Raw genomic sequence first — 16,254 nt, forward strand, 5'->3', positions numbered from 1 at the left:
GGTTCAGATATTGGTGGCGATCAGCACTTCGATGCGGATTTTCTCTTGCGAGGTCGAGGTGGTGAGGTTGTCCGATAGTGCGCGGAGCCGCCGGATCGCGCTGCGGACCAGATGGCCCGGGTCCTGCGTGATCAGCGCGTCGATGCTACCGTTGCGCAGGGCATTTTCCGTGAAAGGCGTGCGCTCATGAGCGATGGAGACGATCTGCTGCGGCAGGTCGGCCTTTTCGAGCACTTCGAGCGGGATCCGCGCCTCGGACGACATCACATAGACGCCGACAATATCGGGATTGCGTTGCGTCGCGGCGGTGATGACCCGCTCTGCCCGGTCCGCCGAGCCGTAGGTTTCCAGCGAGGGCAGGGTGGTCAGGTGCGAAAAACTGTCGTTGATGACCTGATCGAAGCCTAACCGCCGTTCGAGACTGTCGCGCGACTGCATGCTTTCAGCAATGACGAGGATCTGCCCGCGCGGTGCGTGAATGAAACGGCCCATGAGCGTTGCGGCGGTTTTGCCTGCGGCGCGGTTGTCGATGCCGACGAGATTGTCGCCTGACAGCGCCTGGTTAGATATGAAAGGAAGCGCGCAGACACCGCGTTCGCCCAGCCGCGTCATCGCATCGCGGAGCTGCGGCGTTTCCGGGGCCATGATGGCGACCCCGTCCACATCGCCTGGCGACAGGGTGGCGAGAAAACCGGCAATCTGGTGCGGGTCGTTTTCATCGATGGGCTGCACCTCGGCCCAGATCATGTCCGAGGCAAAGACCTCGCCCGCCTCGTGGATGTGGCGTAGGATTTCGTCGAGAAACTGATCGCCCGAGCGGGGCAGCACGAAGATGAAGCGATAGCTTTTGCCCTTGGCGAGATTGGCCGCAGAGAGGTTGCGCACAAAGCCGAGTTCGCGGATCGCGGCGGTGACTTTTTCCACGGTTTCGGACTTTACGCCCTCGCGCCCGTTCAGAACCCTATCGACCGTCGCGCGGCTGACACCGGCGACGCGGGCCAGATCCTTTGTCGTTGGCCGAGCCATGTTCGGTGTCGAGGGGCGCAAGGATTTTTGCATGAATTACAAACTCTTGAGGGCCGGTTTGGTTCAGTTTCACAGTGTGCGTGAGATTTTTTATACACGAATTTGAGGCACGTGCATCAAAATTTTGTTGCTTTGAGGCACGTGCCTTACTAACAAATATTACATCGGTGAGTCGCAAGGGAGGCGGCGGCAGCGATGTTTCAGGGAGGAATCATTCAATGAATAAGAAATTCATGACCACCGTCGCGTCGGGTGCCTTGGTGACGGCAGGCCTGTCGGGGGCGGCGAACGCAGAAGACCTTACCCTTTGCTGGGCGGCGTGGGATCCGGCGAACGCGTTGGTCGAGCTGAGCAAGGATTTCGAAGAGAAATCCGGCCATAACATGAGCTTTGAATTCGTGCCCTGGCCGAACTTTGCGGACCGGATGCTGAACGAGCTGAATTCAGGTGGGCAGCTTTGCGATCTGATGATCGGGGACAGCCAGTGGATCGGCGGGGGCGCCGAGAGCGGCCATTACGTCAAGCTGAACGACTTTTTCGAAGCCGAAGGCATCACCATGGATGACTTCATTCCGGCGACGGTGACCGGCTATTCGGAATGGCCGAAGGGGTCGCCGAATTACTGGGCGCTGCCCGCGTTCGGCGACGTGGTGGGCTGGACCTATCGCAAGGACTGGTTCGAGAAACCCGAGCTTCAGGCCGAGTTCAAGGAGAAATACGGCCGCGATCTGGGTGTTCCGGCCACGCTGGAAGAGCTGAAGGATATCGCGGAATTCTTTCAGGGCCGTGAGATCGACGGCAATACGGTTTACGGCGCGGCGATCTATACCGAGCGCGGCTCGGAAGGGATCACGATGGGCGTGACCAACGTGCTGTATAACTATGGTTTCCAGTACGAGAATCCCGACAAGCCCTATGAGCTCGAAGGCTACGTGAACTCGGAAGGTGCGGTCGAAGGGCTGGAGTTCTACAAGGCGCTTTATGACGTAGGCACCCCTCCGGGATCGTCGAACTGGTACATGGGCGAGAATATCGACGCCTATAAATCCGGTCAGGTCGCGCTTCAGATGAACTTTGCCTTTATCTGGCCGGGCGTGGAGGCCGATCCGAACGTGGGTGGCGGCAAGTCCGGCTATTTCGCGAACCCGGCAGGTCCGGCGGGGCAGTATGCCCAGCTTGGCGGGCAAGGGATTTCGGTAGTGTCATATTCCTCGAAACAGGACGCGGCGCTGGAATATATCAAATGGTTCGCCCAGCCTGAGATTCAGGCCCGCTGGTGGGAGCTTGGCGGTTATTCGGCTCTGAAGGCCGTGGTCGAAGACCCGGGTTTTGCCTCAAGCCAGCCCTATGCGCAGACCTTCCTTGATAGCATGGCCATCGTAAAGGATTTCTGGGCGGAACCGGCTTATGCCGATCTGCTGCTGGCGATGCAGGAAAAGATCCACGACTATGTGATCGCCGGGAACGGCACGGCGCAAGAGGCGCTGGACGGTCTTGTCGAGGAATGGACCATCATCTTTGAAGATGAAGGCAAGATCTGAATGACTCCCCGTCGGACGGCATATCGTCCGACTTTACTGCCCCCCGCTGTCGCGGATGCGCTTTCGGGGGGCACCTTTCCGAACATGCAGGAACAGATGGAAACGCGGGTTATGCCTAGCGCCCGTCGCCAAGGATTTGTCTTATGACCCATGCCCCGATGGAGAAAATCGCGCGCGCCACCCCGGCACCCGTGGCCAGACGCATCAAGGGGCTGTCGGACCGGGCCATCGCCTGGATCTTTGTGGCGCCGTCGATTTTTCTGCTGCTGGCGGTCAATATCTTTCCGCTGATCTGGACGATCCGGCTGAGCTTTAGCGATTACCGGGTGAACCGGCCCAACCGGGACGTGGAATGGGTGGGGCTGCGCAATTACGAACGGATCCTGACGGATGACGGGATCTGGGCGACGATGCAGGCGACGGCGCATTTCCTGATCTGGACCATCGTGCTTCAGGTCATCATCGGGTTCGCGCTGGCCTATCTGATCAACAAGAAATTCAAGGGCAATGATCTTTGGACCACGGTGATCGTGTTGCCGATGATGCTGAGCCCGGCGGTGGTCGGCAACTTCTGGACTTTCCTTTATCAACCGCAGATCGGGCTGTTCAATTACGTGATCGCCTTTTTTACCGGGGCCGATCCCGCGTCATTTTCGATGATCGGCGATGTGAACCTTGCGCCCTGGGCCATTGTCATCGCGGATACATGGATGTGGACGCCTTTCGTGATGCTGATCTGTCTGGCGGGGCTGCGGTCAATTCCCGACAGCATCTACGAGGCGGCGGAATGTGACCGGGCGAGCAAGTGGCGGCAGTTCTGGACAATCACTATTCCGATGGCGCTGCCATTTCTGATGCTGGCGGTGCTGTTTCGGGGGATCGAGAATTTCAAGATGTTCGATCTGGTGGTGCAGCTGACCGGCGGGGGGCCGGGCAATACCACGACGCTGACTTCTATCGATCTTAAGCGCGAGGCGTTCGAGCGCTGGCGAACGGGTTACTCCTCGGCCTATGCGGTGATCCTGTTCGTGACCGTGTTCGGCCTTGCCTCGATCTATGTGAAAGCCCTGAACAAGGTGAAAGAGAGATGAGTTTTTCCGTCACCGACCCGTCGCGCGGCACCAAGTGGTTTGCAGGTGTCATGGTGGTTGCCTATGCGATCATCACCATCCTGCCGCTGGCCTGGATCATCGCCACCGGTTTCAAGTCGCCCGCCGATGCCATTGCCTATCCGCCCAAGGTGGTTTTCGAGCCGAGCCTTGAGGGTTACGTCAACCTGTTCACGACCCGAACACGTGTGACCGAAGACGATTTCGCGGCGCTGCCGCCACCGGCGACATGGTACGAAAAAGTGGTGCGGGATCAGGGCATGGTGATCGCCGGGCCGTCGCGCTATGGCGAACGGTTTCTCAATTCGGTGATCATCGGCTTTGGCTCGACGGTGCTTTGTATGATCCTTGGGACGGCGGCGGCCTATGCGTTCAGCCGGTTCCGGGTGCCACTGAAGGACGACCTTTTGTTCTTTATCCTGTCGACGCGGATGATGCCGCCGATCGCAGTGGCAATCCCGATCTTTCTGATGTTCCGCCAGATCGGGCTGAACGACACGCATCTCGGAATGATCCTGCTTTACACGGCGGTGAACCTGTCGCTGTCGGTGTGGCTGCTGAAAGGGTTCATCGACGAGATCCCGGTCGAATATGAAGAGGCCGCGTTGATCGACGGCTATACCCGGTTTCAGGCCTTCTACAAGGTGGTGCTGCCGCAGGCGGCTACGGGCATCGCATCGACCGCGATCTTCTGCCTGATCTTCGCATGGAACGAATATGCCTTTGCGGTGCTGCTGACATCCGGCACCGCGCAGACCGCGCCGCCGTTCATCCCGACGATCATCGGGGTCGGTGGAAAGGACTGGCCCGCCGTGGCGGCCGGGGCGACGATCTTTCTTGTGCCGGTCATGGTCTTCACCATCCTGTTGCGCAAGCATCTGCTGCGCGGGATCACATTTGGAGCGGTGCGTAAATGACCAGCTTTTTCAACGAATTGGTTCGCTTTCGCCGGGGCGCGTGGGAGATGTTGGCAAGCGTATTGATCGCGCTGGGCGTGGTGATGCTGATGCAGCCCTTTTTTCTGGTCGCCTTCACCTATTCCTTTATCGTCACGCTGGTGGGCACGGTGATGTTCATCATCGTCAGCCATTTCCCGGAGTGAGCAAGATGGTTGTGCCTGCCGCCCCCAAGGACGTCGATGCGGTGTTTGCCGCGATGACCCCGCCGGTCGAAGCCCGCGCGCGGGAGTTGCGCGCGCTGGTGTTCGACGTGGCGGAAGCCGAGGGGCTGGCCGCACCCGAGGAGACCCTGCGCTGGGGCGAGCCCGCTTACCTGCCTGGGAAATCCGGTACGGCCGTGCGCATCACGGCGGATAGATCGCGTGAGGGCTGCAAGGTGCTGGTGCATTGCCAGACCTCGCTGGTCGAAACATGGCGCGATCGTTTCGGCGACCGGCTGGGGTTTGAAGGCAACCGTGCCGTGCTGGTTCCGGCCAGCGAAGATATCGACCGGGACGCGCTGGCGATCTGCATCGCCGATGCGCTGACTTATCGCAAAAAGAAGGAGCCCGCCCGTGGCTGAGATCGTGATCCGCAACCTGCGCAAGGATTTCGGCGCGTTCAACGCGGTCAAATCCTCGAGCTTCACCATCGCGGATGGCGAATTCTTCATGCTGCTTGGGCCCTCGGGCTGCGGCAAGACGACGACGCTGCGGATGATGGCGGGGCTGGAACTGCCAACCTCGGGAGAGATCTATATCGATGGCGAGGAGGTCGGGATGAAACCGGCCAGCCAGCGTGATATTGCCTTTGTTTTCCAGATGTTCGCGCTTTACCCGCATATGAACGTGGGCAAGAATATCAGCTATCCGCTGATCAGCCAGGGGATGCCGCGCGCCGAGGTCAAACAGAAGGTGGCCGAGGTGGCGCGGATACTTGGGATCGAAAACATCCTGAACCGGCCGGTAGGCGGGTTGTCGGGCGGGGATCGGCAGCGCGTGGCGCTGGGCCGGGCCATTGTGCGCAACCCCAGGGCGTTCTTCATGGATGAACCGCTTGGCGCGCTCGATGCCGAGTTCCGCGAGCATATGGCCGAGGAATTGCGCGCCCTGCATGACCGGATGGGCGCGACGACGGTTTATGTGACTCATGACCAGCTTGAAGCGATGCAGATGGGCGACAAAATCGTGGTGATGAACCACGGGGTTGTGGAACAGTTTGGTGTGCCTCAGCAGATTTACGACTGGCCCGCGACGCGGTTCGTGGCCGAGTTCATCGGTTCTCCGCCGATGAATTTCCTCGATTTTCAGGGCCGGGTCGATGCCGGTGCCGAAAAGGTCATGCTGGGCGACAGCGGCTTTGACGTGCCGCGCCAGCAGGACGGCGCGAGTGGCGATCTGACGCTGGGGGTGCGCCCTGAACATGTCCGGTTGAGCGATGCGGCGCCTTATCGTGGTGAGATCGTCGCGGCGGAATACCTTGGCACGACGCAGATCATCACGCTGGACACCGCCTTTGGCCGGGTCAAGGCGCGCACGCCATCGCATGAGGTGGTGCGGGTCGGCGACCGGACCGGGCTGGAGTTCGACGCGCGCACGCTGAGTATCTTTGATGCGGGCACCGGCCGGGCGCTGGTGTCGGATGCGAACAGGGAGGCGCTTGCCCATGGCTGAGGTCGTTTTATCCGGGATCTCGAAACGGTTCGGCGAGGATGTTGCGCTGGACGATGTGTCGATGACCGTGCCAGACGGCTCTTTTGTCGTCCTGCTAGGCCCGACCGGGGCGGGCAAGACGACGACCTTGCGGATGGTGTCGGGTCTGGACGTGCCGGACCGGGGCACGATCTCGATTGACGGGCGCGACATGACCGGGCTGACTCCTGCGCAGCGGGATGTGGCGATGGTGTTCCAGCAGTATTCGCTTTACCCGCATCTGACCGTGCGGGAAAACCTCGAATTTCCGCTGAAATCTCCGGTGCTGCGAACGCCGCAGGACCAGATCGACCGAAAGGTGGGCGAGGTGGCCGAGATCTTGCAGATCTCGCACAAGCTGGGGAACAAGGCGACAGAGCTTTCGGGCGGTGAGATGCAGCGTGTGTCCATTGGCCGGGCGCTGGTGCGCAACCCGTCGGTCTACCTGATGGATGAACCGCTGAGCTCGCTGGATGCCAAGTTGCGCGCGGATCTGCGCGTCGAGTTGAAGAACATTCAGGCGCATTCCGGTGCGACGCTGCTTTACGTGACGCATGACCAGATCGAGGCGATGACGATGGCGACCCATGTGGGCGTGCTGGATCACGGGCGGCTGGTGCAGTTCGGCACGCCCCGGCAGGTCTACGAAGACCCGGTCAGCATCTACGCCGCAAGCCGTCTGGGGTTGCCGCGCATCAATGTGCTGCCTGCGGATCTCTTTGACCATGCGCCGGACCGGGCTGCCTATATCGGGTTGCGTCCGGAACACATCGCGCAGGGCGAGGGGCAGGAAAGCCATGTGACGCGGGTGGAGCATCTGGGCGATCAGACCCGGCTGCACCTGAAATTCCAGAACCACGATCTGATTACCGTGACGGATGCGCATACGCCGCTGGTTTCCGGCGATGTGGTGCGTATCCAACCGAAGAAACCGCTGTTTTTCGACGCCGATGGCGCAAGGCTCGGGTAAGGGAGCACGACATGACCCATTTCATGAACAAGAAGGAAGATATCGTCACCGAGGCGATTGACGGTGCCATTGCCGCTTCGGGCGGGGCACTGTCCCGGCTGGATGGTTATCCGCATATCCGTGTCGTGGTGCGCAGCGACTGGGACAAGTCCAAGGTGGCACTGGTGTCGGGGGGCGGCTCGGGTCATGAACCGGCCCATGCCGGGTTCGTCGGACAGGGCATGCTGACGGCGGCGGTTTGTGGCGACGTGTTTGCCTCGCCCTCGGTTGATGCGGTGCTGGCGGGAATACTGGCGGTGACGGGGACAGCGGGCTGTCTGCTGATCGTCAAGAATTACACCGGCGACAGGCTGAACTTCGGGCTCGCGGCAGAGCGGGCGCGGGCGTTCGGGTTGAACGTGCGGATGGTCGTGGTGGATGATGACATCGCGCTGCCCGACCTGCCGCAGGCGCGCGGCGTGGCGGGAACGCTTTTCGTGCACAAGGTCGCGGGTGCGGCTGCAGAGCAGGGTGCGTCGCTGGACGAGGTGGCCGAGGCGGCGGAACGGGTGATCGGGGGGATTTATTCCATCGGCATGTCGCTTGATACCTGCACCGTGCCCGGCTCGCCCAAGGAGGGACGTATCCCCGAGGGGATGGCCGAACTTGGGCTGGGTATTCACGGCGAAGCGGGGGTTGAGCATCTGGAATACGAGGGCGCGCGGCAGGCGATGGGGTCGATGGTGGACAAGCTGTCCGCCGTCATGTCCGGCAAGCCCTGTGTTGCGCTGCTGAACAATCTGGGCGCGGTATCGGTGCTCGAGATGTCGGTGCTGGCGGCGGAGTTGCGGCGGTCGGCCATCGGCGAGCGGATCAAATGGCTGGTGGGACCGGCGGCGCTGATGACCTCGCTTGATATGCGCGGGTTTTCCCTGACGGTTTTCGAGGCGGGCGAGAAGGATCTGGCGCTGCTGCGGGCGCCTTGCGGCGTGCGGGCATGGCCGGGCACGGTGGAGCTTGTGCCGGATAATGTGCTGCCTCTGCCAGATGGCCTCGCGCCGATCAAGGCGATGCCCTCGGCCCATGAGCCGACCAAGGCTTTCCTCATCAAATGCTGCCAGGTGCTGATCGAGGCCGAGGACGATCTGAACGCGCTGGATGCGAAATCGGGTGACGGGGATACCGGCTCGACTCTGGCGGGGGCGGCGCGGGCGTTGATCGACGCGCTGGATTCCCTGCCGCTGGCCGATCACACGCAGCTATATCGCGCGATCGAACAGGAATTGAGCCAGACCATGGGCGGTTCATCGGGCGTTTTGCTGGCGATCTTCTTTGCGGCGGTGGGCGATGCGTCGTCATCTGGGATGCCGATGCGCGATGCGCTGATGGCGGGGCTTGAGCGGATGCAGCAGATCGGCGGTGCCCGTCTGGGTGACCGGACGATGATCGACGCGCTGAAGCCGGCGCTGGACGAGTTGGGCAGCGGTATCGGCTGCGCGGCACGGGCAGCGCGGGAAGGAGCGAACCACACCGCCACGATGACCCGGGCCAACGCCGGGCGGGCGTCTTATATCAGCGCCGAGCAGCTTGAGGGCCATGTGGATCCGGGCGCCGAAGCCGTTGCGCGCCTGTTCGAGCGGCTGGCGTCTTAACTCCGGTTAACGCCAGCGGGTGCGGTAAACGGCAAGGGCAATGAGAGCGCCGTAAATCGCCATGCCCGCGCCGATGGCGGCAAAGACACCGCGTACGCCCATGTCGGTCGTGTTCACCAGCAGTACTGCGCCACCGAATGCCACTGTGATCCGGGCGAGGCTGCCGATGACCGGCCAGGCCATGCGGCCTGCGCCCTGGCTTGCGAAATAAAGGGCGAGGCCCAATCCGAAAAAGCTGTAAAACGGTGCGACATAGCCAAAATAGGCACGTCCGGCCGCGAGTGCTTCGGTTTCGGACGGTGACAGGAAGATCCCCAGCCAGAGATCCGGGAACAGTGCGACGACCAGCCCGATCACGCCGACGATAGCTGCGGCAGCAAGGGAGCCGGTCCACGCGACGGCCAGCGCGCGGGGTTTGTTGCCTGCGCCGATGTTTGCGCCGACCATCGCGGTCAGCGCTGCTCCGATGCCAAAGACCACCGGGATCATCAGGAATTCCAACCGCGCGCCAAGGCCATACCCGGCGAGGGCGGCTTCTCCGAAGCGGCCGACCATGCCGACCATGAGAATGATCGTGAGAACGGTCAGGAAGGAGTTGACCGAGGCGATGATGCCGACGCGCAGGATGTCGGAGAAATAGTCTGCTCTCACCCGCGCTGTGCGCAGCGGCAAGCCGGCGTGGCCAGTGAAGATGTAAAGGAGAGCGACAACCGCGCCGATTGCGTAGGAAAGGGTCATGCCGAGGGCGAGGCCGGACATGCCGAGCGCGGGCAGGGGCCCCCAGCCAAGCGCCAGACCGCCGGAAAGGGGAATGGTCGCAAGAGAGACAAGAAGCAGGAGAAGGGAGGGTGTTCCCATGTTGCCGGTACCGCGAATGACGCTGAGCGTCGAATGGCAGAGCCAGAGGGCGATGCAGCCGGGAAAGAAAACGCGGGCATAGTCGAGAGCGGCGGCGATGGCGTCTTTTCCGCCACCGAGAAGGCCAAAGATCGCTGCTCCGAAGAGCCACATGATCAGCGCCGTCATGAGCGCGATGAGGGCTGCGATGATCCACGCGGTGACGGTCAGACCGGCGGCGCGGCTGACCTCACCTGCACCAAGGGCGCGGGCAATCGAGGAAGAGATTGCGCCGCCCATCGAACCGGCCGAGAGCATCTGCGTCAGCATGACGAGCGGGAAGACCAGCGCAAGCCCGGCAAGGGCGGAAACGCCGAGCTGGCTGGCGAAGATGCCTTCGGCAATGCTCATCGCCGCCTGTACGACCATCGCAAGCACGTTGGGCGCAGCAAGCCGCGCGAGCGTCGGGCCGATAGGGTCTTCGAGCAGGCGCCGGGTGCGCAGGGCGCGGGCGGTTTCGGCCAGTTGGGCGCGGCCCGGCGCTGTGCCTTCGGCGGCGTGCTGCATGGTCACGGGATCAGCCCTGCGGTCGGAGCGGGAAGATGAAGCAGGTGGCTGAGCCATGCGCATAGAGCTTGCCATCTTCGATGCCGGTAAGGCGTGCCTCGGCGGTGGCCATCTGCCTGCCGCGATGGATCAGGCGACCTTCGGCTTGCAGTTTGCCCCCGTTCGGTTTGATGGCGCGGGTGTAATTGACCTTGAGCTCGGCGGTGGTGAACCCCAGACCGGCATCCAGCGAGGTGTGCACGGCAACACCGAGCGCAGAATCGAGCAGCGTGGCCGCAAAGCCGCCGTGGACCGAGCCCATTGGGTTCAATAGGAAATCCCCGGGTTCGGCTTCGAATGTGACATAGCCGTAGTCGAGTTCTTTCGGGATAGACATGCCCATGGTGTCGCCGATGGAGGGAGGCGCGCCGATTTCACCGGCCACCATCGCGCGCATGTATTCGAGGCCGGAGAGCCGCATTGCCGAAAGCGAATCGAAGCCGACCTCTGAGTATTCGTAGGTACGTGTTTTGCGTAAGGCCATGGGTTTTCCCTCTGCTTTTCAGGCTCTTCTGGCAGGGCAGGTGTGCCACATATGCCAATTAAGTTCCTTTTTGGAACTGACTCAGGTGTAAGTTCCCTTTTGGAACCTGTCAATATGCGTTAGAAGGACGTATGAAATGGGATGATCTAAGAAGCGAATCTTGCCCCGTGGCGCGCGGGCTGTCGGTGATTGGCGACCGCTGGACGATGCTTGTCCTGCGGGATTGCTTTCTGGGAGTGCGGCGGTTCGAGCAGATGCAGGAGCGTCTGGGCATCACGCGCCATGTGCTGGCGGACCGTTTGCGAAAGCTGGAAGAAGACGGGGTGCTGAGGCGCGAAGCCTATCAGGACCGCCCGTTGCGGCACGAATACCGGCTGACCGAAAAGGGAAAGGCGCTTTACCCTGTGCTGGTGACGCTCATGGCCTGGGCCGAGGAGCATGTGCCGCCCGAGGAAAAGAGTTCAATGACGCTCTTGTCGCGGGATACGGGCGAGGTTCTTGAGCCGGTGCTGACTGATGCGAACACGGGCCAGCGGATCACGCATCGCAACGTGACCGCACGACGAAACACCGAATGATTTGAATGACTTATTTAGTCACACTCGGCTTGCCGTCTATCTCTGCCTTTTGCCATACTTGAAGGCTGTCTTGTGTTTTTGTGGCGTAAAGGACCGCCATCAGGCGACAGCCAGAACTTCGACCTCGACCTTGAATTCGGGACGGGTGAAGCCCGAGACAATCACCAGTGTCGAGCTTGGCAAACGCGCCGCGCCCCCGACGAATTCGTCCCGGGCCCGCATGTAATCCGCCATGAATTGCCTGTCGGTCACATAGGCAGAAATATGGGCGACGTCCGAGTTTGTCATTCCCGCCTCGGCCAGAATGGCACGGATCGATTGAAAGCAGAGAGTTGCCTGATCATAGGCGCTTTGGGGAATGAATCCGTCGGCTTTTATGGCCAATTGGCCGGAGGTGCGGACGATACGTTTTCCGGCAGGGATTTCGGTGCCATGGGAATAGGCGCCGAACGGGGCCGCCAAGGTGGCTGGATTGAGGGCTTTCATGGCGATGATGCTCTCCTGTCGGTATTTGGGGGTTGAATGCTTGGCCGGGTTCTGGAATTTATGGCCTACTCTCTGGCACAGATTTTTCACTAGGGCCACGCAACCTACTTCCTGAGGAGGATGATATGGGCCAGCGTGTGCTGTCTGTACGCCATGGTAATGAACCCAAAGACGATCGTGCGACCGCGTGGCTGACGCGGTCTGGATATTTCGTAGATACCCGGCATCCCTATGCCGGCGACAAGCTTGGCGAGCCGGGAGACGATCTGGCCGCCACGATTATCTACGGCGGACCTTTCAATGTTTACGAAACCGACAGGCATCCGTTCCTGCGCGAAGAATACCGCTGGATCGATGCCTGTATGGCCAAGGGCATCAAGGTGCTTGGCATCTGTCAGGGGGCCCAGATGATTGCGCATCATCTTGGGGCGTGGGCCGGTGCGCCTGCAAACGATGTTTTCGAGTTCGGTTATTACGAGATCAGCCCAACCGAGGCTGGAGCTGGCTTCTTGGACGCGCCGATGACGGTGTGCCAGTCGCATTTCCATACGTTTGACCTGCCATCCGGCGCGGTCCATCTGGCGCGGGGCGAGAATTATGAAAACCAGGCCTATCGATATGGAAAGACCACCTATGGATTTCAGTTTCATCCGGAGGTCACGAAAACAGGTTTCCGGCGCTGGCAGGATCAGAATTCGGACGTTTACGAAAAGCGCGGCGTCCAAAGCAGGGAAGAACAGAACCGCCTGATCGCGCTGCATGATGCGCGGCAGGGCGAATGGTTTGGCAAGTTCCTTCAGGATTTCATCGGTAGAGCGGCATGAGTGTTCAGGGCTATTGGAGCGATTTGCCGTCATCGGCGTTTCGCGCCTTGCCCTCCGACACGATTGCCGTGTTGCCGCTGGGCGCGACGGAACAGCATGGGCCGCATCTGCCGTTATCGGTAGATAGCGATATCATCGGTGCTGTCGCGGCGCGGATGCTGGATTGCCTTGCGCCGGAGCAGTCGGTTCTGGTGCTGCCCTCGTTCACGGTCAGCAAGAGCGACGAACACGATGTCTTTCCCGGTACACTGACCTATTCGGCGGAAACCATGCTGGCGATGCTGCGCGAGATCGGTCGTTCGGTGTCGCGGGCCGGGGTTGAAAGGCTATTGTTCCTGAACGGGCACGGGGGAAACGCCGCCCTGTTGCAGATCGCTCCGCGGGAGCTGCGGCGCACGGAAGAGTTGATCGTGGCGAGCTGTTCATGGGGTGGCTTCGCCGAGTGGGAGACGCATTTCGATCCCGCGGAGTATAGCCTCGATATCCATGCCGGAAATTGCGAGACCTCGATGATGCTGGCCATTCGCCCGGACCGTGTCGACATGACCAAAGCCGGGGATTTTCGCAGCGCTCTGCGGGACTGGGAAAGTGAATTTCCCCGCATCGGTCTGGGCGGCAAACCGGTCAACCCGGGGTGGCTGGCGCAGGATCTGCACACCGAAGGCGCTTGCGGTAATGCCGCGGCGGCAACGGCGGAGAAAGGCGAGGCGCTGCTTGAGAGTGCAGGCCGGAACCTTGCTGATTTCCTTGCGGAATTTGCCCGGTTCGATCATCGGAAGTCGGCGCAATGACGGGTGGGAAAGACGGTCTAGACCGGATCACCGGGGTTCTTGTGCCTGGGTCGCTGGTATCCGATCCGGTGGCGTTTGGCGGTGAGCGCCGGGATGATTGTCTAGCTGGCGATCTTGTCTTGCAGGAGGGACGAGCGGTCAGGCTTCAACCTGCGACGGAACAGGCGGAGCGGATTGTCCTGCCGCGTCTGACCGAGCCGCATGTCCATTTGGACAAATGTCACAGCGTGCATCGGCTTGAGAATGTCGGCGGTAATCTCAAGGCGGCGATCAAGGCGCAGAAAGCCGATATGGCGGGCTGGACGGAAGAGGATCTTCGGGCGCGCGCCGGGCGCGGGATAAGCGAACTGCTGGCATCCGGCTGCGGTGCCGTGCGCACGCATGTGGACTGGACTGACGACGACGACCCTGGTGTCGAACCGCTTGCATGGGCCGTGTTGCATGAGCTGGGCGAGGATGCCGATCTGCTACTTGAATGCGCGGCCCTGACCGACATTGGCGCGCTTGCCGATAGCGGCCCTGCACGGGATTATGCGCGCGCGATTGCACATCGCGGCGGCGTGTTGGGGGCATTCGTCTTCGATCAGCCTGAGCGCGACGAGGGATTGCGCAACGTGTTTCGCGAGGCGGAACGACTTGGGCTGAAGCTCGACTTTCATGTGGACGAAGGGCTGGAGCCGGGACTCGACGGGTTGGAGCGGATTGCGGATGCGGCGCTTGCCGTTGGTTTCGAGGGATCGATCCTGTGCGGACATGCCTGTTCTCTTGCGAATTGTGCCGAAAATGACGTTTCCCGGATCGCCGACAAGCTGGCTGAGGCGGGTATAGCGGTTACAGTTCTGCCGCAGACGAACCTTTACCTGCAGGACAGGGGTCAGGGAACGCCGGATCGGCGCGGGCTAACGCGGCTGCACGAATTGCGGGCGCGGGGGGTTACCGTTGCCCTTGGCGCGGATAACGTGCGCGATGCTTTTTGTCCGGTGGGGCGGCACGATCCGCGCCCCGTGTTGTCGCTGGCCGTGGTAGCGGCGCATCTCGACCCGCCTCTGGGCTCTCACCTGCCGCTGATTACGACGGCTGCCCGGCGGGGGATGGGGTTGCCGGACCTGACAGTCGATGGCGCCGCTGTCGAAGACCTGCTGATCTGCGACGCGAACAACACCAGTGATCTGATATCCGGGGCTGCGTTGCGTCCCTTGTCCGAAACAAGGAGTTCGATGCGATGACAGGTACGTCCGACCAAATCGACTGGGGAAAGATAGCGCAGGCGCTGGCTCCGGTGGAAATTATCGACGAACCGGTTCTGGTCAAAAAGCGGTCTCGGGATTTCTTCTGGTATTCTCCGCTGCTGAACGCCCAGCTTAAGAAATGTTTCGGCGATCTGGTGGCGCGTCCAAAAAACCGCGACGAACTCGCCCATTGCCTTGCTGTGGCCTACGCCAATGACCTGCCCGTGGTCCTGCGCGGCGGCGGGACCGGGAATTATGGTCAGGCGGTGCCCTTGCAGGGCGGGCTGATCGTCGAGACAACGGGTATGAACCGGATTCTGGAGATAGGTGAGGGGTTCGTCCGGGTCGAGGCCGGGGCGCTGATGGCGGAGATCAACCGGGCGTTAAATCCCGAAGGATGGGAAATGGCCATGTTCCCCTCGACTCAGGATATTGCCACGGTCGGCGGTTTCGTCGCGGGAGGCTCAGCTGGGATCGGGTCGATCGCCAACGGAGCGCTGCGGGAAAAGGGTAATATCATCAGTCTCAGCGCGCTGTCCGTCGAGGAAATGCCGCAGGAGCGCGTCTTTGATGCAGAGGACGCTTTGCAGATCCACCATGCCTGGGGGCTGAATGGCGCAATCACCGAGGTCACGCTTCGCACGGTGCCGACACGGAACTGGATCGGCTGCATGGCGACATTTGACAGTTACCGCGATACCTATGCAGCCGGGTACGATCTGGCTGTCACGGCAGAGTTAGGATGCAAGCTGTGTTCGACGGTCGATGCCCGGATTGTTGAGTATTTTCCGCGACTTAAAGGTCATATCCGGGAGGGGAAGCATTTGCTGGTCGCGATGGTCCCAGATGAAGAAGTTGAAGGATTTCGCAGTCTGACCGAAAAGCGAGGGGGACATGTCGATCTTGCGCTCAGTGAAACGGAGCGGGAGGCGAGGTATATCCCGCATGTCTTTGAGTTTTCTTACAATCATACCACGCTGCAGGTGCTGAAAGCCGACCGGTCGGCGACCTATCAGCAGATCGGTGTCAGCGATCCGGCGAATGCGGACGCGATTGCCGCTATCGGAAAGGCGCTGGGCAATGATGTCTGGCAGCATCACGAGTTTGCCAAGGTAGACGGGAGCGTGACCGCTTTTGACCTGCCGATCATCTGGTTTACCGATGAGGAAAGGCTTCGTGAAATCGATGCCACCTATGAAGCGGCCGGGTTTTCGGTTGCGGATGCACATTCTTATCACGTTGAAGGCGGTGGGTTGAAGAACGCGGATTACCGGCACCTTGCATGGAAGAAACGTATGGATCCCAAGGGGTTGCTGAACCCTGGCAAGTCGCGGGTCTGGGAAAGCGTCAAGCATCTGGCACCGGATGAGATCGAGGCGATGGCGGATCGGTCCTGAACGGGAAGGTGTCGTGCTTTGGGACGGGATTAGCCTGAACGATTGCGGCCTGTCGAAGGCCTGATGTCTGCGGCAAAGGAAGATGGATTGCACCGGAATGGGCGCATGAGACGGAG

At 61.1% G+C, this 16,254-nt stretch carries 17 protein-coding genes; 13 read left to right on the plus strand and 4 right to left on the minus strand.

Features of this window, described 5'->3' with window-relative positions; genetic code table 11:
• Positions 1–3: 3 nt before the first annotated feature.
• Complete coding sequence (locus ACU0FH_RS20040) at positions 4–1,059, minus strand: LacI family DNA-binding transcriptional regulator (RefSeq protein ID WP_446196494.1); 1,056 nt, start codon at positions 1,057–1,059, stop codon at positions 4–6.
• Positions 1,060–1,244: 185 nt separating this feature from the next.
• On the opposite strand from ACU0FH_RS20040, the gene ACU0FH_RS20045 reads away from it, so the two are divergent.
• The 8 genes from ACU0FH_RS20045 to ACU0FH_RS20080 all read left to right on the plus strand — a co-directional run bounded on the left by ACU0FH_RS20045 (position 1,245) and on the right by ACU0FH_RS20080 (position 8,906).
• A complete protein-coding gene (locus tag ACU0FH_RS20045; RefSeq protein ID WP_446196495.1) occupies positions 1,245–2,567 on the plus strand; it encodes an ABC transporter substrate-binding protein in 1,323 nt (440 codons plus the stop codon).
• A gap of 143 nt (positions 2,568–2,710) precedes the next feature.
• Positions 2,711–3,658 carry a carbohydrate ABC transporter permease gene (locus tag ACU0FH_RS20050; protein ID WP_446196496.1) on the plus strand — a complete coding sequence of 316 codons (948 nt, stop codon included), beginning with the start codon at positions 2,711–2,713 and terminating at the stop codon, positions 3,656–3,658.
• Positions 3,655–4,593: a carbohydrate ABC transporter permease gene (locus ACU0FH_RS20055; protein ID WP_238369942.1), complete on the plus strand. Its 939-nt coding sequence runs from the start codon at positions 3,655–3,657 to the stop codon at positions 4,591–4,593. The genes ACU0FH_RS20050 and ACU0FH_RS20055 overlap by 4 nt, the downstream gene beginning before the upstream one ends.
• A complete protein-coding gene (locus tag ACU0FH_RS20060) occupies positions 4,590–4,778 on the plus strand; it encodes a hypothetical protein (protein ID WP_446196497.1) in 189 nt (62 codons plus the stop codon). Before ACU0FH_RS20055 ends, ACU0FH_RS20060 begins: the two co-directional genes overlap by 4 nt.
• A 5-nt stretch (positions 4,779–4,783) precedes the next feature.
• Positions 4,784–5,197, plus strand: a complete 414-nt coding sequence (locus ACU0FH_RS20065) for a DUF1801 domain-containing protein (protein WP_446196498.1) — start codon at positions 4,784–4,786, stop codon at positions 5,195–5,197.
• A complete protein-coding gene (locus tag ACU0FH_RS20070) occupies positions 5,190–6,287 on the plus strand; it encodes an ABC transporter ATP-binding protein (RefSeq protein WP_446196499.1) in 1,098 nt (365 codons plus the stop codon). Before ACU0FH_RS20065 ends, ACU0FH_RS20070 begins: the two co-directional genes overlap by 8 nt.
• Entirely contained in the window at positions 6,280–7,275 is a 996-nt protein-coding gene (locus ACU0FH_RS20075) for an ABC transporter ATP-binding protein (RefSeq protein ID WP_446196500.1), read from the plus strand. The genes ACU0FH_RS20070 and ACU0FH_RS20075 overlap by 8 nt, the downstream gene beginning before the upstream one ends.
• Positions 7,276–7,286: 11 nt before the next feature.
• Positions 7,287–8,906, plus strand: a complete 1,620-nt coding sequence (locus ACU0FH_RS20080) for a dihydroxyacetone kinase subunit DhaK (protein WP_446196501.1) — start codon at positions 7,287–7,289, stop codon at positions 8,904–8,906.
• A gap of 6 nt (positions 8,907–8,912) precedes the next feature.
• Here the strand turns inward: ACU0FH_RS20080 and ACU0FH_RS20085 are convergent, their stop codons facing one another.
• The gene (locus ACU0FH_RS20085; protein WP_446196995.1) at positions 8,913–10,310 is read right to left on the minus strand and encodes an MATE family efflux transporter; all 1,398 of its coding nucleotides are present in this window, start codon (positions 10,308–10,310) and stop codon (positions 8,913–8,915) included.
• Between the two features lie 10 nt (positions 10,311–10,320).
• Positions 10,321–10,833 (minus strand): PaaI family thioesterase, encoded by a 513-nt coding sequence (locus tag ACU0FH_RS20090; protein WP_446196502.1) that lies wholly within the window; start codon positions 10,831–10,833, stop codon positions 10,321–10,323.
• Positions 10,834–10,964: 131 nt separating this feature from the next.
• Here ACU0FH_RS20090 and ACU0FH_RS20095 point away from each other — a divergent pair, with 131 nt between their 5' ends.
• Positions 10,965–11,411, plus strand: a complete 447-nt coding sequence (locus tag ACU0FH_RS20095) for a winged helix-turn-helix transcriptional regulator (RefSeq protein ID WP_446196503.1) — start codon at positions 10,965–10,967, stop codon at positions 11,409–11,411.
• 99 nt (positions 11,412–11,510) lie between these two features.
• Here ACU0FH_RS20095 and ACU0FH_RS20100 read toward each other — a convergent pair whose 3' ends face one another.
• Positions 11,511–11,897 carry a RidA family protein gene (locus ACU0FH_RS20100; protein ID WP_446196504.1) on the minus strand — a complete coding sequence of 129 codons (387 nt, stop codon included), beginning with the start codon at positions 11,895–11,897 and terminating at the stop codon, positions 11,511–11,513.
• A gap of 125 nt (positions 11,898–12,022) precedes the next feature.
• Here ACU0FH_RS20100 and ACU0FH_RS20105 point away from each other — a divergent pair, with 125 nt between their 5' ends.
• The 4 genes from ACU0FH_RS20105 to ACU0FH_RS20120 are packed head-to-tail and all read left to right on the plus strand — an operon-like array spanning position 12,023 to position 16,138.
• A complete protein-coding gene (locus ACU0FH_RS20105) occupies positions 12,023–12,721 on the plus strand; it encodes a glutamine amidotransferase-related protein (RefSeq protein WP_446196505.1) in 699 nt (232 codons plus the stop codon).
• Positions 12,718–13,512 (plus strand): creatininase family protein, encoded by a 795-nt coding sequence (locus ACU0FH_RS20110; RefSeq protein ID WP_446196506.1) that lies wholly within the window; start codon positions 12,718–12,720, stop codon positions 13,510–13,512. Before ACU0FH_RS20105 ends, ACU0FH_RS20110 begins: the two co-directional genes overlap by 4 nt.
• On the plus strand, positions 13,509–14,738 hold the full coding sequence (locus ACU0FH_RS20115; protein WP_446196507.1) for an amidohydrolase family protein: 1,230 nt from the start codon (positions 13,509–13,511) through the stop codon (positions 14,736–14,738). Before ACU0FH_RS20110 ends, ACU0FH_RS20115 begins: the two co-directional genes overlap by 4 nt.
• Positions 14,735–16,138, plus strand: coding sequence for an FAD-binding oxidoreductase (locus tag ACU0FH_RS20120; protein ID WP_446196508.1), 1,404 nt, complete (start codon positions 14,735–14,737; stop codon positions 16,136–16,138). The genes ACU0FH_RS20115 and ACU0FH_RS20120 overlap by 4 nt, the downstream gene beginning before the upstream one ends.
• The last annotated feature ends 116 nt before the right edge of the window (positions 16,139–16,254 follow it).

This window comes from Heliomarina sp., from assembly GCF_052826185.1.

Excerpts from the sequence above, each read along its gene's own strand:
- ACU0FH_RS20110 (WP_446196506.1), top strand. The coding sequence starts at position 12,718 with ATGAGTGTTCAGGGCTATTGGAGCGATTTGCCGTCATCGGCGTTTCGC.
- ACU0FH_RS20095 (WP_446196503.1), top strand. The coding sequence starts at position 10,965 with ATGAAATGGGATGATCTAAGAAGCGAATCTTGCCCCGTGGCGCGCGGG.
- ACU0FH_RS20055 (WP_238369942.1), top strand. The coding sequence starts at position 3,655 with ATGAGTTTTTCCGTCACCGACCCGTCGCGCGGCACCAAGTGGTTTGCA.
- ACU0FH_RS20050 (WP_446196496.1), top strand. The coding sequence starts at position 2,711 with ATGACCCATGCCCCGATGGAGAAAATCGCGCGCGCCACCCCGGCACCC.
- ACU0FH_RS20065 (WP_446196498.1), top strand. The coding sequence starts at position 4,784 with ATGGTTGTGCCTGCCGCCCCCAAGGACGTCGATGCGGTGTTTGCCGCG.
- ACU0FH_RS20060 (WP_446196497.1), top strand. The coding sequence starts at position 4,590 with ATGACCAGCTTTTTCAACGAATTGGTTCGCTTTCGCCGGGGCGCGTGG.
- ACU0FH_RS20115 (WP_446196507.1), top strand. The coding sequence starts at position 13,509 with ATGACGGGTGGGAAAGACGGTCTAGACCGGATCACCGGGGTTCTTGTG.
- ACU0FH_RS20080 (WP_446196501.1), top strand. The coding sequence starts at position 7,287 with ATGACCCATTTCATGAACAAGAAGGAAGATATCGTCACCGAGGCGATT.
- ACU0FH_RS20100 (WP_446196504.1), bottom strand. The coding sequence starts at position 11,897 with ATGAAAGCCCTCAATCCAGCCACCTTGGCGGCCCCGTTCGGCGCCTAT.
- ACU0FH_RS20045 (WP_446196495.1), top strand. The coding sequence starts at position 1,245 with ATGAATAAGAAATTCATGACCACCGTCGCGTCGGGTGCCTTGGTGACG.
- ACU0FH_RS20075 (WP_446196500.1), top strand. The coding sequence starts at position 6,280 with ATGGCTGAGGTCGTTTTATCCGGGATCTCGAAACGGTTCGGCGAGGAT.
- ACU0FH_RS20090 (WP_446196502.1), bottom strand. The coding sequence starts at position 10,833 with ATGGCCTTACGCAAAACACGTACCTACGAATACTCAGAGGTCGGCTTC.
- ACU0FH_RS20120 (WP_446196508.1), top strand. The coding sequence starts at position 14,735 with ATGACAGGTACGTCCGACCAAATCGACTGGGGAAAGATAGCGCAGGCG.
- ACU0FH_RS20040 (WP_446196494.1), bottom strand. The coding sequence starts at position 1,059 with ATGCAAAAATCCTTGCGCCCCTCGACACCGAACATGGCTCGGCCAACG.
- ACU0FH_RS20105 (WP_446196505.1), top strand. The coding sequence starts at position 12,023 with ATGGGCCAGCGTGTGCTGTCTGTACGCCATGGTAATGAACCCAAAGAC.
- ACU0FH_RS20085 (WP_446196995.1), bottom strand. The coding sequence starts at position 10,310 with ATGCAGCACGCCGCCGAAGGCACAGCGCCGGGCCGCGCCCAACTGGCC.